Source organism: Streptomyces sp. NPDC002690 (genome assembly GCF_053592415.1).
In genome coordinates, this window is sequence record NZ_JBSFVR010000012.1 from 19,379 (window position 1) to 37,780 (window position 18,402).

Annotated in this window: 17 protein-coding genes; 15 read left to right on the forward strand and 2 right to left on the reverse strand. The window is 69.1% G+C overall.

What is annotated here, in order from left to right; translation table 11 throughout:
* The first annotated feature begins 138 nt into the window (after positions 1-138).
* Both ACWD3D_RS03310 and ACWD3D_RS03315 read left to right on the forward strand, forming a co-directional pair.
* The gene (locus ACWD3D_RS03310) at positions 139-705 is read left to right on the forward strand and encodes a hypothetical protein (protein WP_451459241.1); all 567 of its coding nucleotides are present in this window, start codon (positions 139-141) and stop codon (positions 703-705) included.
* A 158-nt stretch (positions 706-863) separates the two neighbouring features.
* A complete protein-coding gene (locus ACWD3D_RS03315; RefSeq protein ID WP_451459213.1) occupies positions 864-1,301 on the forward strand; it encodes a hypothetical protein in 438 nt (145 codons plus the stop codon).
* Positions 1,302-1,635: 334 nt separating this feature from the next.
* Here ACWD3D_RS03315 and ACWD3D_RS03320 read toward each other — a convergent pair whose 3' ends face one another.
* A complete protein-coding gene (locus tag ACWD3D_RS03320; protein WP_451459214.1) occupies positions 1,636-2,622 on the reverse strand; it encodes a LacI family DNA-binding transcriptional regulator in 987 nt (328 codons plus the stop codon).
* A gap of 289 nt (positions 2,623-2,911) precedes the next feature.
* Here ACWD3D_RS03320 and ACWD3D_RS03325 point away from each other — a divergent pair, with 289 nt between their 5' ends.
* The 5 genes from ACWD3D_RS03325 (at position 2,912) to ACWD3D_RS03345 (ending at position 9,322) form a co-directional block, all read left to right on the forward strand.
* Positions 2,912-3,838, forward strand: coding sequence for a carbohydrate ABC transporter permease (locus tag ACWD3D_RS03325; protein WP_451459215.1), 927 nt, complete (start codon positions 2,912-2,914; stop codon positions 3,836-3,838).
* Positions 3,839-3,843: 5 nt separating this feature from the next.
* Positions 3,844-4,794, forward strand: coding sequence for a carbohydrate ABC transporter permease (locus tag ACWD3D_RS03330; protein ID WP_451459216.1), 951 nt, complete (start codon positions 3,844-3,846; stop codon positions 4,792-4,794).
* A 106-nt stretch (positions 4,795-4,900) separates the two neighbouring features.
* A complete protein-coding gene (locus ACWD3D_RS03335) occupies positions 4,901-6,238 on the forward strand; it encodes an ABC transporter substrate-binding protein (protein ID WP_451459217.1) in 1,338 nt (445 codons plus the stop codon).
* Between the two features lie 120 nt (positions 6,239-6,358).
* Complete coding sequence (locus ACWD3D_RS03340; RefSeq protein WP_451459218.1) at positions 6,359-8,464, forward strand: beta-galactosidase; 2,106 nt, start codon at positions 6,359-6,361, stop codon at positions 8,462-8,464.
* Positions 8,465-8,513: 49 nt separating this feature from the next.
* Positions 8,514-9,322, forward strand: a protein-coding gene (locus ACWD3D_RS03345) for an IS5 family transposase (protein WP_451459219.1) whose coding sequence is annotated in 2 segments (ribosomal slippage) — positions 8,514-8,858 and positions 8,861-9,322 — 807 coding nt in all. Because the reading frame shifts where the segments join, the coding sequence is not laid out codon by codon here.
* A gap of 34 nt (positions 9,323-9,356) precedes the next feature.
* Here ACWD3D_RS03345 and ACWD3D_RS03350 read toward each other — a convergent pair.
* Entirely contained in the window at positions 9,357-9,674 is a 318-nt protein-coding gene (locus tag ACWD3D_RS03350) for a hypothetical protein (protein WP_451459220.1), read from the reverse strand.
* Between the two features lie 623 nt (positions 9,675-10,297).
* On the opposite strand from ACWD3D_RS03350, the gene ACWD3D_RS03355 reads away from it, so the two are divergent.
* The 8 genes from ACWD3D_RS03355 to ACWD3D_RS03390 all read left to right on the forward strand — a co-directional run bounded on the left by ACWD3D_RS03355 (position 10,298) and on the right by ACWD3D_RS03390 (position 18,366).
* Complete coding sequence (locus ACWD3D_RS03355) at positions 10,298-11,197, forward strand: EamA family transporter (RefSeq protein ID WP_451459221.1); 900 nt, start codon at positions 10,298-10,300, stop codon at positions 11,195-11,197.
* Positions 11,198-11,245: 48 nt separating this feature from the next.
* Positions 11,246-11,914, forward strand: a complete 669-nt coding sequence (locus ACWD3D_RS03360) for an iron-containing redox enzyme family protein (RefSeq protein WP_451459222.1) — start codon at positions 11,246-11,248, stop codon at positions 11,912-11,914.
* Between the two features lie 203 nt (positions 11,915-12,117).
* Positions 12,118-13,404 (forward strand): ATP-grasp domain-containing protein, encoded by a 1,287-nt coding sequence (locus tag ACWD3D_RS03365; protein WP_451459223.1) that lies wholly within the window; start codon positions 12,118-12,120, stop codon positions 13,402-13,404.
* Positions 13,392-14,576, forward strand: coding sequence for an ATP-grasp domain-containing protein (locus ACWD3D_RS03370; protein WP_451459224.1), 1,185 nt, complete (start codon positions 13,392-13,394; stop codon positions 14,574-14,576). The genes ACWD3D_RS03365 and ACWD3D_RS03370 overlap by 13 nt, the downstream gene beginning before the upstream one ends.
* 477 nt (positions 14,577-15,053) lie before the next feature.
* Positions 15,054-15,668 carry a hypothetical protein gene (locus ACWD3D_RS03375; RefSeq protein WP_451459225.1) on the forward strand — a complete coding sequence of 205 codons (615 nt, stop codon included), beginning with the start codon at positions 15,054-15,056 and terminating at the stop codon, positions 15,666-15,668.
* A 223-nt stretch (positions 15,669-15,891) separates the two neighbouring features.
* Positions 15,892-16,026: a hypothetical protein gene (locus ACWD3D_RS03380; protein ID WP_451459226.1), complete on the forward strand. Its 135-nt coding sequence runs from the start codon at positions 15,892-15,894 to the stop codon at positions 16,024-16,026.
* 130 nt (positions 16,027-16,156) lie between these two features.
* A complete protein-coding gene (locus ACWD3D_RS03385; RefSeq protein ID WP_451459227.1) occupies positions 16,157-17,233 on the forward strand; it encodes a fatty acid desaturase in 1,077 nt (358 codons plus the stop codon).
* Positions 17,234-17,457: 224 nt separating this feature from the next.
* Positions 17,458-18,366 (forward strand): helix-turn-helix transcriptional regulator, encoded by a 909-nt coding sequence (locus ACWD3D_RS03390; protein WP_451459228.1) that lies wholly within the window; start codon positions 17,458-17,460, stop codon positions 18,364-18,366.
* Positions 18,367-18,402 lie beyond the last annotated feature (36 nt).

Here is an 18,402-nt window from a genome sequence, read left to right on the forward strand (position 1 = left end):
CCCCACTCCCGCCCGCCGCCCGAGGCCGCCCCGTAACCCCGCCCGCGTACCGAAGCTCCGAGGGATCCGAAGATCATGACCGCAGCCGAGCATCCGAGTTCCGAGGGAACCGCGATCGCCGAAGCCGCCGAGCATCCCATGGTGCCGCGCCAGTGCGTACCGGGGGACGGCGAACCCGTGCGGGACCCGCGCCGGGTCTTCCGCAGACGGCTGATCACCGCGACCATCATCGTGCTGCTGATCGGCATCCCGGCCGGTTACCTGCTGGTCTCGGCCGGGCAGAGCCGCAGGTCCGGCAAGGACAAGGAGGCCGAGGCGGCGGCCCAGGGGCTGCGCGCGAGCTGGCCGTCACGCATGCAGCGGCGGATCTTCGAGGTGCCCGTCCCGGGAAACGCGACCGGTGTGCAGTACTACGAGACCAACAACTGGAAGGCGAGCCGGATGTACCTCAAGTTCCGGACCACCTCCGCCGGTCTCGACCGCTTCCTGAGCGGGATGGGCACCGACCGCGCGGCCCTGAAGACCGGCAAGATCACGATCTCCCAGCGGGACATCCGGATCACCGACTGGAACTTCTGGTCCGGCCCCGAGTGGGCCGGGACGACCCACAAGAACAAGGACCCCCGGCCCACCCAGAACATCACCGTCAACATGACCGACCCGGCGTCGCCGGTCGTCTACGTGGTGTCGGCGGCGACGCCCTGAGGCCCCGCCCCGGTGCGAGGCATGGGGCCGGGGTCCGCGCCGCAGGCGTCCTTCGGGTGAACCCGCCCTGCGCGCATGGCCGTTGCGTGCCGCGCTGATCGGGCATCAGGGCCACCCCCACGGCTCGCGCACGGGTGATGCCCGCTACCTTTGGCCGGATGCAGCCACAGCAACCTCACATCGCCCTCGAACCGGCGGCCCCCGAGCAGCGACGCGACCGCATCAGGACCGTGCTCCTTCCCCTCGTCGCCGGGCTGGTGCTCGGCGCCGCGGGAACGGGCGTCGCGTGGGCGCTGAGCGGCGGCGACGCCCCTTCCGACGGAGGCCCGGCCGCGGACGCGCGCGCGGCGTGCCGGGCACTCGACGGATTCGACCCGGGCCGGTTCACCGCGAAGGGATCCGCAGGGGAGATCGCGTTCAACCGCTACGCGGCGGCGGGCGTGCTGTCCGCGTCGGCGGCAGCGGGCGATACGCGGTACGAGCCGCTCGCCAAGGCCATCCGCCACTCCCAGGACCGCCATGCGATCACCTTCGAGTTCGACGCGACGGTGATGAAGGACCTGGACCACGCCCGCGCACTCTGCGAAGACGTGTGACCAACGATTCCGCTCGCCCACGGGCGCCGAGGCCGGCATGCGGCAACGCCACGGAACACCGCCGCCCCGAGCGCCGTGGCCGACCACACCGACCCTGGCCGGTGAAACGGTGCCGCGAAGGGCTTCCGCAGTGCGCCGTACGTGCTCTCCGTGCTCCCGTCCATCGCCCCGCCCCGCCCCGCCCCACCTCTGCCGACGCCGCGACCGCGCGCAGTCATGCGTCGATGTCGTAGGCGTGCGCGCTGATGGACGCTTCGAAGAAGTCCACGATGTCCGGGGTGGGAGGTTCCGAAGCGCCGACCGGACTGATCCGTGAGCGTTCCCCCGACCCGGCCTACCCCGGCGGCGGAGCCGTGCTCTCCCGCAGGACGAGCCGCGTCGGTACGAGGGTCGTCCCGTGCTCGGGCCCGCTCTGCCGCATCTGGTGCAGGACGCCCGCGACGCAGCGGCGGCCCACTTCGGCGAAGTCCTGGTGGACGGTGGTCAGCGGCGGCTGGAAGGAGCCGGCCTCGGCGATGTCGTCGAAACCGACGACGGAGACGTCCTCGGGCACCCTGCGACCGCGCTCGTGGAGGGCGCGCAGCAGGCCGAGCGCCATCTGGTCGTTGGCCGCGAACACGGCGGTGCACTCGGCCTGTTCGGCGATGCGGAGCCCCGCCCGGTAGCCGGAATCCGCCGACCAGTCACCCCGTACGAGAGGCGGTGGCACTCGTCCCTCCTTCTCCAGCGCCGCGCGCCAGGCGTCCGTCCGGCGCTGCGCCGCGTAGGAGTCCTCGGGGCCCGCGAGGTGCCAGACGGTGCGATGGCCCAGGCCCAGAAGGTGGTTGACCGCGTCGCGCGTGCCGCCCGCCTGGTCGGTGTCGACGACGGAGTAGCGGTCCCCCGCGTCGGAGTCCGCGACGACGACCTTCACGTGCGGCGGCAGCGAGAGACGCGCCTCGTCGAGGAGGTGGACCTCCATGATGACGATGGCCGCGTCGATGGCGAGTTCGCCGAGGCGCGAGAAGGCGCCCCGGACCTCGTCCTGGGTGGGGATCGCGACCGGCAGCAGGGTGACCGCGTAGCCCTCCTGCGCGGCCGAGGTCGCGATGGCCTCCAGGGTGCGCACGTTGCCGGTGGTGGAGAGCGTGAAGGTGATGACGCCGATGGTCCGGAACTCCCCGCGCTTGAGCGCGCGTGCCGCGCTGTTGGGGCGGTAACCGAGGTCCTTCATCGCGGCGAGGACCTGTCGGCGGGTCTCCTCGTTCACACCCGGGAAGCCGTTGGAGACGCGGGAGACCGTCTGGGAGGACACCCCCGCGACACGGGCCACGTCCGCCATCGAGGCGGTTCTGCGCCGCGACGGGCTCCCGTTTCCGGGGCCCCGCCCGGTCGGGGACGAGCCTGTGGCTGGGGGGCGTACGCCTGTTTCGTCCACCGTCTCCCTCATCGGATGTCGCTTTCGTGTGCGGCTCTTGACCGCCCATCTGGGGGCAGTGTAGACATGCCGCCACCGAATGTTTACGTAAACATAATGCCAGGCGGTCAGCCGTGGCGAGCCGGGCGACCGGCCTGAAACGTGTGCGTGAAGGTCCCATTCGGTCCGGTGAAGCACGAGCGAGGGGCGCGAGATGACGACGCTGCAACCGCCGGCGGCCACAGGGGCCCGCCCGGCCGGACCGCCGATGAGACGGCCCCGCCGTTCATGGGCGGGCTGGGGGTTCATCGGCCCGTTCGTGCTCGTCTTCGCCCTGGTCTTCCTGGTGCCGCTCGGATACTCGGTCTACCTGAGCCTGTTCCGGACCCAGCTGATCGGCGGCACCACGTTCGTCGGCTTCGACAACTACCAACAGGCCTTCCAGGACCCGCAGTTCTGGGACGGAGTCGCCCGGGTCGGACTCTTCCTGCTGATCCAGGTGCCGATCATGCTCGGCATCGCGCTCTTCGTCGCGCTCGCCATCGACAGCGGACGCCTGTACGGCAAGGAGTTCTTCCGGATCTCCGTCTTCCTGCCCTACGCGGTGCCCGCCGTCGTCGCCACCCTCATGTGGGGCTTCCTGTACGGTCCCCGCTTCGGTCTCGTCGGCGACATCAACGACGCGTTCGGCGTGCACCTGCCCGATCCGCTCTCCTCCTCGCTGGTCCTCGCCTCGATCGGCAACATCGTCACCTGGGAGTTCGTCGGCTACAACATGCTGATCTTCTACTCCGCGCTCCGCGTGATCCCGCACTCCCTCTACGAGGCCGCCGAGATCGACGGGGCCGGTCAGTGGCGGGTCGTCTCGGCGATCAAACTTCCGGCGATCCGGGGCGCCCTGGTCATCGCGACGATCTTCTCCGTCATCGGCAGCTTCCAGCTCTTCAACGAGCCCGCAATCCTGCAGAAGCTGGCGCCGAACGCCATTACCACCGACTACACCCCGAACTACTACACGTACTCGCTGTCCTTCTCCGGCCAGCAGCACAACTACTCGGCGACGGTCGCCATCGTCATGGGCGTGATCACCATGATCGTCGCCTACGTCGTCCAACTGCGCGGCATGCGCAAGGAAGCGTGAGCGTGATGACGACGAACAGTGCGACCGGGACCGCAGGGCCCACCGCGACCGCGACGCCCAGGAGCGCCGCCGTACCGCGCCTGCGCGCACAGCGCCGCGCGCACACCCCGGGCCGCCCACGGCGCAGTGTCCTGCTGACCGTGGTCACCGGCGTGGTCCTGGTCTACAGCCTGCTCCCGCTGGTCTGGCTGGTCATCAGCGCCACCAAGTCCCAGTCGGGACTGGCCCGTTCGTTCGGCCTCTGGTTCGACGGCGACTTCGCGCTGTGGGACAACCTGAGCCGGACCTTCACCTACCAGGACGGCGTCTTCGGCCGCTGGCTCCTCAACACCCTTCTCTACGTCGTCGTCGGAGCGGGCGGCGCCACCTTCCTCGCGGTACTCGGCGGCTACGCACTCGCCAAGTTCCGGTTCCCGGGCAAGCGCGCCGTGTTCGCGGTCGTCATCGGCGCGGTCGCCGTCCCGACCACCGCGCTCGCCGTCCCGACCTTCCTGCTGTTCAGCAAGATCGGACTGACGGACACCCCCTGGGCGGTGATCATCCCCTCCCTGGTCTCGCCCTTCGGGCTGTACCTGATGTGGGTCTTCGCCACCGAGGCCGTCCCCGTCGAGCTGATGGAGGCCGCCCGCATCGACGGCGCCGGCGAACTGCGCACCTTCTTCCAGGTCGCGCTGCCGCTGCTCGCCCCCGGCACCGTCACCGTGCTCCTGTTCACCACGGTCGCGACCTGGAACAACTACTTCCTGCCGTTGATCATGCTCAAGGACCCCGACTGGTACCCGCTCACCCTCGGCCTGGACGCCTGGAACAAGCAGGCTGCCACGGCCGGCGGCGAGGCCGTCTTCAACCTGGTCGTCACCGGCTCGCTGCTCACCATCGTGCCGTTGATCGCCGCCTTCCTGCTGCTCCAGAAGTACTGGCAGTCCGGCCTCGCCGCCGGAAGCGTCAAGGAATAGCCCGGTCCGGGGGCGTCACGCGTGCGCCTGTCCCGGTGTGCCGCCCGCCCCTCTCACTGCCCGCCACGTCATGTCGATCGAACCACGAGGAAGTGGAAATACCGCCATGTCCCAGCACTCACGCCGCCTGTTGCGCGGCCTCGGTCTTGTCTGCGCCCTGGCCCTGGGCGCGACCGCCTGCGGCGGCTCGGACGACGACTCCGGCCAGAAGCCGGTGGGTACGTCCGACATCCAGTCCGCGCTGCAGAAGGGCGGCACCGTCACGGTGTGGGCGTGGGAGCCCACCCTGAAGCAGGTCGCCGAGGACTTCGAGAAGAAGTACCCGAAGGTCGACATCAAGCTGGTCAACGCGGGGACCAACAACGACGAGTACAAGGCGCTGTCGAACGCCATCTCCGCGAAGAAGGGCGTCCCCGACGTCGCCCAGCTGGAGTACTACGCGCTCGGCCAGTACGCCCTGACGAAGCAGGTCGCCGACCTCAAGGCGTATGGCGCCGACAAGCTGTCGGACTCGTACTCGCCCGGCCCCTGGAACTCGGTCTCCTCCGGTGGCGGCGTCTACGGCCTCCCGATGGACTCCGGACCGATGGCGCTCTTCTACAACAAGAAGGTCTTCGACAGGTACAAGATCGCCGTGCCGACGACCTGGGACGAGTACGTCGACGCCGCCCGCGCGCTGCACAAGGCGGACCCGAAGGCGTACATCACCAGCGACCTCGGCGACGCCGGTCTGACCACCAGCCTTCTCTGGCAGGCGGGTTCGCACCCGTACAAGGTCGACGGCACGAAGGTCGGCATCGACTTCACCGACGCGGGCGCCGCCAAGTACACGGAGACCTGGCAGAAGCTGATCGACGAGAAGCTCGTCGCGCCGATCGCCGGCTGGAGCGACGACTGGTACAAGGGCCTGGGCGACGGCACCATCGCCACCCTGCCGATAGGCGCCTGGATGCCCGCCAACTTCGCCTCCGGTGTGAAGGACGCCGCGGGTGACTGGCGGGTCGCCCCGCTGCCGCAGTGGGATGCGGGAGCCAACTCCAGCGCCGAGAACGGCGGCAGCTCACTCGCCCTGCCCGCGCAGGGCGAGAACAAGGAACTCGCCTACGCCTTCGTCGAGTACGCCAACTCCGGCGCGGGCGTCCAGACCCGCGTCAAGAACGGCGCGTTCCCGGCGACCACCGCGGACCTGAACTCGCAGGAGTTCCAGAACACGGAGTTCCCGTACTTCGGCGGCCAGAAGGCCAACCAGATCTTCGCCGAATCCGCGAAGAACGTGCCCAGCGGATGGAACTACCTGCCGTACCAGGTGTACTCCAACTCGATCTTCAACGACACCGTCGGCAAGGCGTACATCTCCTCGACCAAGCTGTCGGACGGGCTGAAGTCGTGGCAGGACAAGTCGCTCCAGTACGGCGGCGAACAGGGCTTCACCGTCGAGAAGTAGCACCCGAGGCCGCTCGGTGGTGTCCGGCGGATCACGGCAGGGGCCACGGCGCGCCCGCCCCTGATCCGCCCGGCACCGCCCAGTGGCCCTCTCTCAACCCCGGCCTGTGGAAGGACGCGCATGACCTCCCCCCGCACCTCCCGTTTCCCGTACGCGAAGGGCCCCGACGGCAGCCGCCGGCTCGGCTACGGCGCCGACTACAACCCCGAGCAGTGGCCGCGGGAGGTGTGGGAGGAGGACGTCAGACTGATGCGCGAGGCCGGGGTGAACACCGTCTCTCTGGCGATCTTCTCCTGGGCCAGACTCCAACCCACCTCCGACAGCTGGGATTTCGGCTGGCTGGACGAGATCATGGACCTGCTGCACGCCGGTGGCATCGGTGTCGACCTCGCCACCGCCACCGCCTCCCCGCCGCCCTGGCTGACCACCGCGCACCCCGAGATCCTTCCGGTGACCGCCACCGGAGCGACCGTCTGGCCCGGCGCGCGACAGCACTGGCGGCCCACCTCACCCGTCTTCCGCAGCCACGCACTGCGCCTCGTACGGGAGATGGCGACGCGCTACGCGGACCACCCGGCCCTCGTCGCCTGGCACGTCAGCAACGAACTGGGCTGCCACAACGTCTACGACTACTCCGACGACGCGGCCCACGCCTTCCGTGACTGGCTGCGCCGCCGGTACAGCACGCTCGGCGCCCTCAACCACGCCTGGGGCACCAACTTCTGGTCCCAGCACTACAGCGAATGGGAGCAGATCCTGCCGCCGCGTCTGGCGGGCTCGCACCCCAACCCGACCCAGCAGCTCGACTTCAAGCGCTTCTCCTCCGACGCGTTGAAGGACTACCTGCTCGCCGAGCGCGAGATCCTGAGCGAGATCACTCCCGGCACCCCGGTCACCAGCAACTTCATGGTGATGGGCGGAACGAAGGGGATGGACTACGCCGACTGGGCGGACGCGGTCGACTTCGTCTCCAACGACCACTACACCACCACCGGGCCGGGCAGCCGCGAGGAGCTCTCCTTCTGCGCCAACCTGACCAGCGGGATCGCCGGACACCGCCCCTGGTTCCTCATGGAGCACTCCACCAGCGCGGTCAACTGGCAGCACATCAACCTGCCGAAGAAGCCCCGTGAGCTGGCGCGCGATTCACTGCTCCACGTCGCCCACGGAGCCGACGCCGTCTGCTTCTTCCAGTGGCGCCAGTCCGCGGCCGGCGCCGAGAAGTACCACTCGGCGATGGTTCCGCACGCCGGCGAGGACAGCCAACTCTTCCGTGACGTGGTGGAGTTGGGCCGGACCCTGGAGGCGCTCGCACCCCTCAACGGCAGCGAGCGCGAACCCGCCCGGGTCGCGATCCTCTTCGACTGGGACTCCTGGTGGGCCAGTGAGCAGGACTCGCACCCCACCTCCCTCCTCGACTACCACCGCGAGGCCGTCGACTGGTACTCCGCGCTGCTGCGTCTCGGTGTCCGCGCCGACGTCGTACCCGCCCACCGCACCGCACTCGGCCCGTACGACGTGGTGATCGCACCGGTCCTGCACGTGGTGCCGCAGACGCTCGCCAAGGAGCTCACCCGTTACGTCGAAGGGGGCGGGCACCTCGTCACCACCTACTTCTCCGGTGTCGTCGACGAGAACGACCACGTGTGGCTCGGCGGTTACCCCGGTGCTCTGCGCGACCTGCTCGGCATCCGTGTCGAGGAGTTCGGCCCGCTGGCCGACGGGGACACGGTCGACCTCGACCCCGCCCCCGCCGCCGGTGTCGACGGAGCCATGACCGGCAGCCTCTGGACCGACCGGATCGACGTCACCGGTCCCGACGTGGAGATCCTCGCCCGCTACCGCACCGGGACGTACGCCGCACGCCCGGCCGTCACCCGCCGCCGCACCCCTGACCAGGGTTCGGCGACGTACGTCTCCACCCGTCTGGGCGCCGACGGCCTGGCGGCGCTGCTGCCCGGGCTGCTCGCGCCCGCCGGGGTCGCCGGCGAACTGCCCGAGGAGGCGCGGGGCATGGTCGAGCAGGTCGTGCGCCGCGACGGCGGGAGCCGCTACGTGTTCCTGGTGAACCATGGCGACGCCGAGGTCCCGCTGCCGGGAGTGACCGGCGAGGTGCTCGTGGGGCCGCCGGCCGGTGAGGCGCTCGTCCTGCGCCCCCGGGAGGTCGCCGTACTGCGGCAGACCGCAGCACCGGACACCGTGCCCGAGCCGCACCGGACGCACTGACACGCCGTAAGAGGCCATCTCGTTTGGGCACCTCGGTATTCTGTGCGTCATGGCGGGGATCGTCGAGCGGCTGGTGCCGGACGAGTTGTGGGAGTTGTTCCAGCGGGTGGTGCCGGAGGCGCCGTCGCGGCCGCAGGGTGGTGGTCGGCGTCGGCACGGTGACCGGGAAGTGCCGGCAGCGATCGTCTTCGTGGCCACGTCGGGTTGTACCTGGCCGCAGTTGCCTTCGGCGTCGTTAGGCCCGTCGGGAGCGACCGCCCACCGGCGGTTCTCGGAGTGGTCGAAGGCCAGGAGGTGGGCCAAGCTCCACCGCCTGGTCCTCGACAAACTCGGTGCCCGCGGCGAGCTGGACTGGTCAAGGTGCGCGATCGACTCGGTGAACATGCGGGCCCTGAAAAGGGGGACCTGACAGGTCCGAATCCTGTCGACCGGGGCAAGTACGGCTCGAAGATCCACCTGATCACGGAACGATCAGGTCTGCCCATATCCGTCGGCATTTCCGGGGCCAACCTGCACGACAGCCAGGCCCTCATGCCGCTCGTGAAGGGCATCCCACCGATCAGTTCGCGCCGCGGCCGCCGACGGCGCAAGCCCGGCAAACTCCATGCGGACAAGGGCTACGACTACACCCGCCTGCGGCGATGGTTACGCGCACGCGGCATCACCCACCGCATCGCCCGCAAGGGAATCGAGTCCTTCCAGCGGCTGCGCCGCCACCGCTGGACCGTCGAACGCACCATGTCTTGGCTCGCCGGCTGCCGCCGCCTCCACCGACGCTACGAACGCAAAGCCGACCACTTCCTCGCCTTTACCAGAATCGCCTGCACCCACATCTGCTACCGCAGACTCACGTCCTGATTCGCCAGCGTGGTACAGAACGAAGGCCCTCGCTCTACGAGTACTCGACAGGCAGCCCCGCCACGAACTCTGAAAGAACGGAGGCCCTCGGCGGCGCCTGCCCATGAAGAAACCGCTGGTAGTGGTCGGCGACGAGACGGCGCAGGTCTGCGTCGGCAGGTTCATCACCACTGAGCTCAAGGACTACCTTGTGCGGCTCACCCGTCATGAGCAACGGTCGGGCCAGAGCATCAAACCCACAGGCGTACTCGTCGGGCATCTCCCACCACGCTTCGGCGAACGCGCGGTCCTGCAGGACGTACATGTAATGGTCGTCATCGAAGAGGATCACGGGGCCTATCGGTGTAGTCACCCGTGGAGTATGGCGCAGCCAGGTCGGATACGTGCCACAGGACTGGCACTAGCCCTACGCGCTCGCACCAAATGAGACGACGTCAAAGTTTTTCCCGCGATTCCCGGCGGGTGCGCGACGGCAAACTACCGCACCTCGCCGCGTTGTCTGGGTCACCCCGATACATTCAGTATCGGGGTGACCCTCCGCCTTGCGATCGCACGCACCGGACGCCGCCGGAACCGCCCTCCGGGCGGACGGCGCACTTTCACGTCACGCCCTGGAGGTCCCGGGCGGGCATCCGGACGGCGGATGCGCGCGGGCGCACCCGTACGGCAGGGCCCGGGGGCGTCCGCCCGTACCTGCCCGGGACCCGATGCTCCGCAGCACGGCGGGCCGTACGCTGGACGGGCGCGCGTCAGGATCCGCCGGGCCCGCCGTGGAGCCGTCCGCGGGCTGGCCCATCGCGGCCATGGGTACTTGCTGCCGCAGTCGCACGCTGACACGGCGCGCCGCGTCGACCAGACTTGCCGCAGTGATCAATCCCGGGCAAGACGGTGACGGGACGACGAAGCGGAGTCGGCGTGCGGCCAACGCGAATTCAGTCAGGGACCCTGGGTCCCGCCGCCATCGCGGTGGCGGCGATGACCAGTGTGCAGTTGGGTGCGGCCGTATCCACCTGGATGTTCGAGGAGACGGGGCCACTCGGAACCGCCTTCCTCCGACTGGCATGGGCCGCGCTGATCCTGCTGCTGTGGGCCAGGCCCACGCTGCGTGGTCGGTCCCGTTCCGATCTGCTGGTCGTGAGCGCACTCGGTCTGATGAGTGCGGCCATGACGATCTGCTACTTCCTGGCGATCGACCGGATTCCCCTGGGTGTTGCCAGCGCCCTTGAGTTTCTGGGACCACTCGCGGTCGCGATCGTGGGGTTGCGTGGCCGACGCGTCGACCTGGTGTGGCCGGCACTGGCCGCGACCGGGGTCCTTGTGCTGACTCGCCCCTGGGAGGGCGGAGCGGAACTCCTCGGTCTTTTCTTCGGGTTTCTCGCCGGTGTGTGCCTGGGGGGCTATGTGGTCTTCACCCAGAAGGTCGGAGACCGGTTCGCGGGTGTCGAGGGAATCGCCATCTCGATTTCCGTGGCGGCACTCTGCGCGGCACCCTTCGGTCTTCCCCAGGCGTCCGGCCACCTGCTCGACTGGCGCATCCTGGCCGGTTCGGCGGCAGCGGCACTGCTTCTGCCCGTGCTGCCGTACGTGCTGGAACTCATCGCGCTACGGCGCCTGTCCACCGGGGCCTTCGGCACGCTCATGAGTTTCGAGCCGGCCGTCGCGGCCATCATCGGTCTCCTGCTGCTGTCGCAGTCCGGCGACGTCCTGCAATACGTGGGAATCGCCTGCGTCATGGTGGCCAGTCTGGGCGCTGTGCGCAGAGGGAGCCGGGCCCCTCACCAGGAAGACGCGCACCAGGAAGACGCTCACAAGGAAGACGCCGTCCCGCCCGCGAACGCCGCGGAATTCTCCACGGCCGGTGCGGAAGCACCCTGATTTCCCGGGTTCATGTACGCCAACATCGTGTGAAGGAATGGAGCCGTCATGTCGCGTGAACGCCTTGAGAAGATTGCTGAAGAGCACATGGAGAAGCTCTTCGCGAAGGTCCCGAGGGCACGGGAGTTCCACTCGGGGGAATGGATCGACAAGGACTACTACCGCAGGCATCTGGTCGAGACCGTGCTGCGCATCCGCCTGAACAACGAGGTGGACGCCTATGGTCTCTACAAGGTCGGCTACAAGGACCACCGGCTCGCGGCCACGCTGGCCCGGTATCTCGCGGAAGAGAACAACCACGAGGGAATGTTCCTGCGCGACCTGAAGAAGTTCGGGCTGTCCAAGGAGGACCTGGACGCGACGCGGCCGTTCGCGTCGACCGAGTACCTGATGGGCTACCTCTACTTCTCCATCAACCAGGACGGGCCGCTGCCCACCGCGGTGTGGAACTGGTTCGTCGAGTGGTACTCGGACAGGTACAACCCGACCATCACGAGGAACGCCGCCGAAGAGTTCGGCCTGGACATGGTCAAGGGATCGCAGGCCCACATCGACTACGACGAAGCCCACGACCACGACGAGCTGATGTGGTCCACCGTGGAGCGCGCGGTCGCCGGCTGGGGCGAGTTCGCCGATGCCGAGCGTCATCTCGTCAACTTCATCGACCTGATCGCGCTGTACTTCACCGAGCTCCACGAGTCGACGGTGACCGCCTGAAGGCCGTCCCGCGATTTCTGGCGGGACGTGCGGAACACGCTCCGGGGCACACCGCCGGTGTGTGAGGAGCGTCCGCGTACGTCCAGTGCGCGGACGCTCCTCCGCCGGCCACCCACGGTCGGCGATTCAGCCCGGGCCGGTCCGTCGGACAGTGCCGGGTCGTCGACCCGATTCGTCGGACCGTCCCTCATCCGAGGAGGAACATGCGCACCCCGACTGCCCTCATAGTCGAGCCGGAATCCTCCGGCATCGAGCTCGTACCTTCGGCGATCGAGCTCGGCCTCAGCGTCCGGGTGGTCGACGGCAGGCCTCTTCACCTCCTTCCGGCGCCCGTACGTACAGCGGTCGAGGCGGGGATCGCCGTACATGACCGGGTGGACACACGCTCGGCGGGCGCGGTGGCGGAACTGGCCTCGGCGCTGGCCGAGCGGAACGACGTGGCCGCGATCGTGCCCGGTTTCGAGTACGCGGTTCCGGTGGTCGCCGCCGCCGCTGCCCGCTTGGGACTGCCCGGCATCACGACGACCACCGCCGAATTGCTGCGTGACAAGCGCGAGATGAAGCAGGCCCTGGCCGCCGCGGGCGTTCCCGTGGCACGGGGCGTGCCGATCTCCGCACGCCGAGGAGAGGAGGCCGCCCACCGGCGGGCCGCCGGCCACGTCGGGTTCCCCGCGGTCCTCAAGCCGGTGAACGGCTCGGGCAGCCTCGGCGTCCGCCGGATCGACGATCACGCGGAACTCGCCGACTGCGTCGAAAGGGCCCGTCTGGCCCCCATGAACGACATGGGGCTGTGGCTGGGGGAGTCCCTCCTGCTCGAATCGTACGTACCGGGACCCGAGTTCAGCGTAGAGGGCTACGCGCGCGACGGTGTTCCGCACGTCGTGGCCATCACGCAGAAGCAACTCGGGCCCGAACCGCACTTCGTCGAGACCGGTCACATCGTCGACCCCGGCCTCGCGGCTCAGGTGCGCACCGCACTCGCGGACGTCGCGACGGCGGCCGTCCGCGCGCTCGGCATGAACGTCGGAGCCTTCCACCTCGAAGCCCGGCTCACCCCCCGAGGCCCCGTGGTCATCGAGGTCGCGGCGCGTCTGGGCGGCGATCACATCCAGCGACTCGTGACGCTGGCCCACGGAGTCGATCTGCCGGCGACGATGCTCCAGGTGTTGAGCGCCCGCCCGGTGGTGCCGCCGGCCGCCCCTGTCCGTAAGCGGGTTGCCGGTGTCCGCTTCCTCACCGTCCCGGACGCGGCAACCCTGGACGATCCCTGCCGGCTCGAAGCGGAGATGAGCGCACTCGACGGCTGCCTGGAGGCAAGGGTCACGGTCGGGAGCGACGGGCGGCTCGCCCCCGCCACCGACTTCCGGGGCCGGTTCGGGCACGCCGTCTTCGTGGCCGACGACCGTCCGGGTCTGGACAGGGCGTTCGCCGAGCTGGACGAAATCGTCGCAGCCGCAGTGAAGAGGGAGGAACGACTGTGCACATCCTGATCATCAACCGCTACAGCGACGACTTCGCGGACTACGCCAAGTACCTCGACCACCGTCTCCACGCGGTGAGCTATGTGACCGTGGCCGGTCACGCGCCGATGATCCCCGAGACCTCGGGGCACACCGAGATCGTCGCCGACGTCTCCGACACCGACTCCGTGGTGGTGGCGGCGGGCCTGTGCCACCGGGCAGCCGGGCGGTTCGACGCGGTGCTCGCGATGTCGGAGTTCGACCTGCTGACCGCGGCCCAGGTCCGTGAGAAGTTCGGCTGTGCCGGCATGGACACCACGGCGACCCTGCTCTTCCGGGACAAGGCGCGGATGAAGGCGGCCCTGGCGGGTTCCGGTGTCGGATCGCCGCGCTTCGCGACCGTGGACTCCCTCGCGGAAGTCGCCGCGTTCGCCGCTGGTCTGGCAGGGCCCGTGGTGGTCAAACCCCGCTCGGGAGCGGCTTCGACCGGTTGCCACGTGATCGCCGAGGGCGCCGACGTGGCGGCGGTGCTGGGCGGTCTGGACCTCACCGACTACGAGGCCGAGGAGTACCTGGAGGGGCCGATCTGGCACATCGACGGGCTCCGGCACCAGGGCAAGGACACCTTCACCCTCGCTTCCCGGTACCTGAACACCTGTTTGGGTTTCACCAAGGGGCAGTGGCTGGGGTCAGTGGTGCAGGAGGGGCCCGCCGCCGAGCGGGCGAGGGCGGTGGCGGCGCGGGCTCTCGACGCCTTGCGGCTCACCGACGGCCCGTATCACCTGGAGCTCATAGAACACCGGGACGGCTTCGTCTTCCTGGAGGTGGGCGCGCGGGTGGGTGGCGGCGAGATTCCCTTCACGGTCCGCGACGTGTACGGAGTGGATCTCTTCGCCGAATGGGTACGGATCGTCCTCGGCGAGAGCCCCTCCACGGTCCCGGCGGTCCGGGGCGGCCATGCGGGCTTCCTGATGTTCCCGGAACCCGTCGGTCACCGTCTGGTCGCGCGTACCTCCATGCTCGGGGAGGTCCCCCACCTGTACGCCGAGCAGCTCCCGGAGCCCGGCCGGGTCTTCACCGGAGACGGCGGCTACGAGGAGATCCTCGGCCGCTTCCGGTACCGGGGTCCCTCTCCCGAAGCTGTCGAACAGGCCATCGTGCGTACTGCCTCCGAGTACACCTACGAACTGGAAGCCGTGTGAGGTTACCCTCGGCCCCACCAGGCCGTAGCCGTATGTCCCGTCGGCCGTCCTCCCGGCGGCGTGGCGTCGCGGGGGCCGGCCGGGGCGGGCATCCACCGACCGCGCTGCCCTGGCCGCGCTCCCGCACCGAAGGCCGGTCAACGCCGTCGCGAGCGTCCGGTGAACTCCGGGGCGCCGGCGAGATCCGGGGCACGTCCCCCGGCGCGGTTGCGCGGCGCGTACCGGGAGGCGACAGACACCCGTCCGGGCATCCGGTGGGTACGACCCCGTCCGGGCGGCTCCTCGGCGTGGCGAGTGTGGTGAGTGTGGCGAGCTCCGCAGTCCCGGGGGACCGGGGCCGGTCGCCGTGATTCCGCCAGAGCCCATTTCGGGAATCAGGAATTCGTTCAGGTCCGGCGTGTCCTGCCACGGAATATGCGCATGGCGGAGTGGCACTGCCGGAAATAATTTCGTACGCGATGCGGTGGCGTGATCCAGGTGGCAGTAGACAGCGCGCACAGTGATGCACTGCGCTTCCATGCCTGCCTTCTTTCGGTTGGCTGTTCGCCGACCGCTGTTCATCCCCGTGAGCTGGCCGAGACCGTCCAGCTCTTTCTGATCGACGAGTTGGAGCGGTGGTCCGACGGGCTGTTGCGACACCTCGTCGACGTGGCCGGTGTCCGCCCACCGGACTGGCGTCAGGGCGCCGCACTCCCCACCGGGGCTGTCGCCCGACTGCTGGCGACGGCCCCGTACGAGGTGCGCGACCGGCTCTCCCCCCACTCCTTCGAGCCCGACCTGGCGGCAGCGGCCTTTGTGCGTGCGGTCGTCGAGGCGCGGTACGACCTGCGGCGGATCGCCTCCGCGCGACTGATGGGGCCGGCGACCCGGCGGTCCCTGCTCTTCGCCCATCTGGAACTCCTGGCCACGCTGGTCGTGGTGATCCGGCCCGTCATGCCGGGCTGGTCGGCCTTCGTCGCCGCGCAGCTCGGGATGGCGCGCGGTGTCCACTGGCCGCCCGCCGCCGACGGCCCGAGGCTCCTGTCCACGGATGCCCCGCTACGCCCCGGTCTCCCGGGCTATTTCGTCGTTCCGGTCCTGCCTGTCGTCTGACTTTCCCTCCGGATTCCGGATTCCGGAATCCGATCTTCCCGCGGGTGTCCTAAGAGGGCCAATGGCATTTGCGGACGCGGCGATCCTCTTCTTCGGCAGGCCTGGTTCGGACAGAATTTCTCGTGCGGGCAGGAACGGTTCGTCGATACCCGTGAATCCCGCCACCGCAGATGTGCCGCACCACTCAAATCTGTCAAGAGCATCGAAAGAAGAAGGAAATATCATGCGCTTCGTCCGTCGGGCCGCCCTTTCGCTGATGACCGCTCTTGCCGTCGTGACCCTGGGGGCCGGGGTCAGCACCGCCGGCACGGTCGACGAGGCCCCGGTGACCGTGTCCCCGAACGTCACCGAGTGGTGAGACGGGCTCTGCCCGAGCGGATACGAAGCACACCGGCATGCCGACCGAACCGGTTGGCATGCCGGTTCTGCGTGGGTGCCCCGCACGGCGCCCACGCCAGACGCAACCCAGAACCGACTGAAGGATGACCATGTCCACCCAATGGGCCGTGCAGAAGGGCCGCTACCAGTCCTACCGCTTCGACAAGGAGATCCGGGACCGCATACGTGAGTTGAACCGTCTGGACAACTGGCACGGGCTGGTCGCCTTCGCCTCCGACGTCTTCTGGGTCGCGACCGCCGTGTGGCTCAGCGTCGGTGTCTCGTACTGGCTCTACCCCGTCACCCTGATCATGGTGGGGTCACGGATGCGTGCGCTGGCGACCCTGCTGCACGAGAGCGCGCACGGCATCCTCGCCCGCAACCGCGCCTGGAACCTGGTTCTCGGCACGGCGCTGTCCGCGTACCCCATCTTCCAGATGCACTACACGTACAAGAAGACCCATGTGGCCACCCACCACCCGAAGCTGGGTCGGCCGGACGTCGATCCGGACCTGATCTTCTTCATCGAGCAGGGTGTCTACGAGGAGGGTCTGAGCGAGCGCCGGCGCTGGATGAAACTCGTGGTGCTTCCGGCGCTGGGCGCCCGCACCCTCGCTGTCGTGAAGTATCTGCTGATGAACCGGCTGGGCGGAGCCAAGGACACGGAAGAGGCGGAAGTACGCCCCGACCACTGGGTCAAGGCCCGTCGCGACAAGGTGGCCTTCGTCGTCTTCTGGGTGGCGGTGCTCGGGCTGCTCGCCCTCAACGGACTCCTCGTCGCCTTCGTGCTGTTCTGGATCGTGCCCTTCCTCACCACGTTCCAGATCATCAGCTGGTACATCGAGCTGGCGGAGCACACCCCTCTCGTCCGCGACCACGACGTGAACCTCTACATGACGCGGAACCGCAAGAGCCGCGGTGTGGAGCGGTTCCTGACCGCGATGCACCGGGAGAACTTCCACCTGGACCACCATCTGGACACGCGCACCCCGTACTGGAACATCCGTAAGGCCCACCAACTCCGCATGCTCGACGAGGAGTACGCGCGCTGGGACGCGCAGGCGGGCGGCCTGTTCACCAAGGGGCCGCAGGGGCAGGACTCCGCCATGCGGCAGATCGTGCACGGCCTGGGCGAGCGGGACGGGCGCCCGGTGGCGTCGGACACGAACCTGGAACCGGCCGCTTGAGGGGGGTCCCGCAGCCCTTGGCGCCGTAGTTCGACGCGGTGCGCGTGGACCGGGGAGGCGCGTGCCTGCCCGGTCCATTGCGTGAGACAGGACTTGCATGCGTGTGTGAGCACTGACATAGAGTCACCGGGCACTGATAGGGACCATGAGGGGGACTCGTGTTGGGTTTGGACGGCTTGGAAGAGTCGGTGTACCGGCAAATCCTCAAAGCGTCGGGGCAACGGGTGCGTGAGCTGACCGCCACGCTCGGAGCCGAGGAGTCCTCGGTGCGCGAGGCCATCGGCCGGCTCGCGGACATGGCCCTGATCCGCCGCTCCTGGGAGGACGCCGAACTCGTCCTGCCCATCAGCCCGGAGGTCGCGGTGGGGGCGCTCCTGGCCGGCCAGGAGGAGAGTTTGCTGCGCGCCCGGCAGGAACTGGAGCGGCGGCGGGCCACCTTGGCCGAACTGGTCTCCGAGTACACCACGGTCGGCTTCGTGCCCGGGGACAACGGTGTTCAGCGCCTGAAGGGGATCGACGCGGTGCGCACCAGGATCGAGGAGCTCGCCTGCCGCAGCACGGAGGAGATCGTCTCCTTCAACCCGGGCATGTACGAGGAGCAGGCCCTGGAGGCCGGGCGCTCCACCGACCGTGCCGCCCTGGAGCGCGGTGTCGTGCTGCGCGGCCTGTACCTGGACAGCGTCCGCAACCACCCGCCCATGCGGGTCCACGCGCGCTGGCTCACCGATAGCGGTGCCGAGGTGCGGACCACTCCTGTGCTCCCGTTGGCCCTGCTCATCTTCGACCGGCAGACCGCGTTGCTGCCGGTGGACCCCGCCGACCGCGGTGCGGGCGCCTTGGTCGTCACGGGCAGCGGCGTGCTCTGCGCCCTCCTCACCCTCTTCGAGCGGTACTGGGAGGAAGCCACCCTGTTCGGCGAGATCCGCCAGGAGATCGCCGGCGACGAACTCAACTCGGGGGACCGCGAGTTGCTTCGACTGCTCGGCAAGGGAATGACCGACGAGGCGGTCGGCCGGCAGCTGGGCGTGTCGCAGCGCACCGTCCGGCGCCGGATCTTCGACCTCACCGACCAGCTGGGGGCGGGCAGCCGTTTCCAGATGGGGGTGCTGGCGAGCCGGCGCGGCTGGCTCTGACCCGGCGCGGCTGGCTCTGACCCGGCGTTCCGGAGC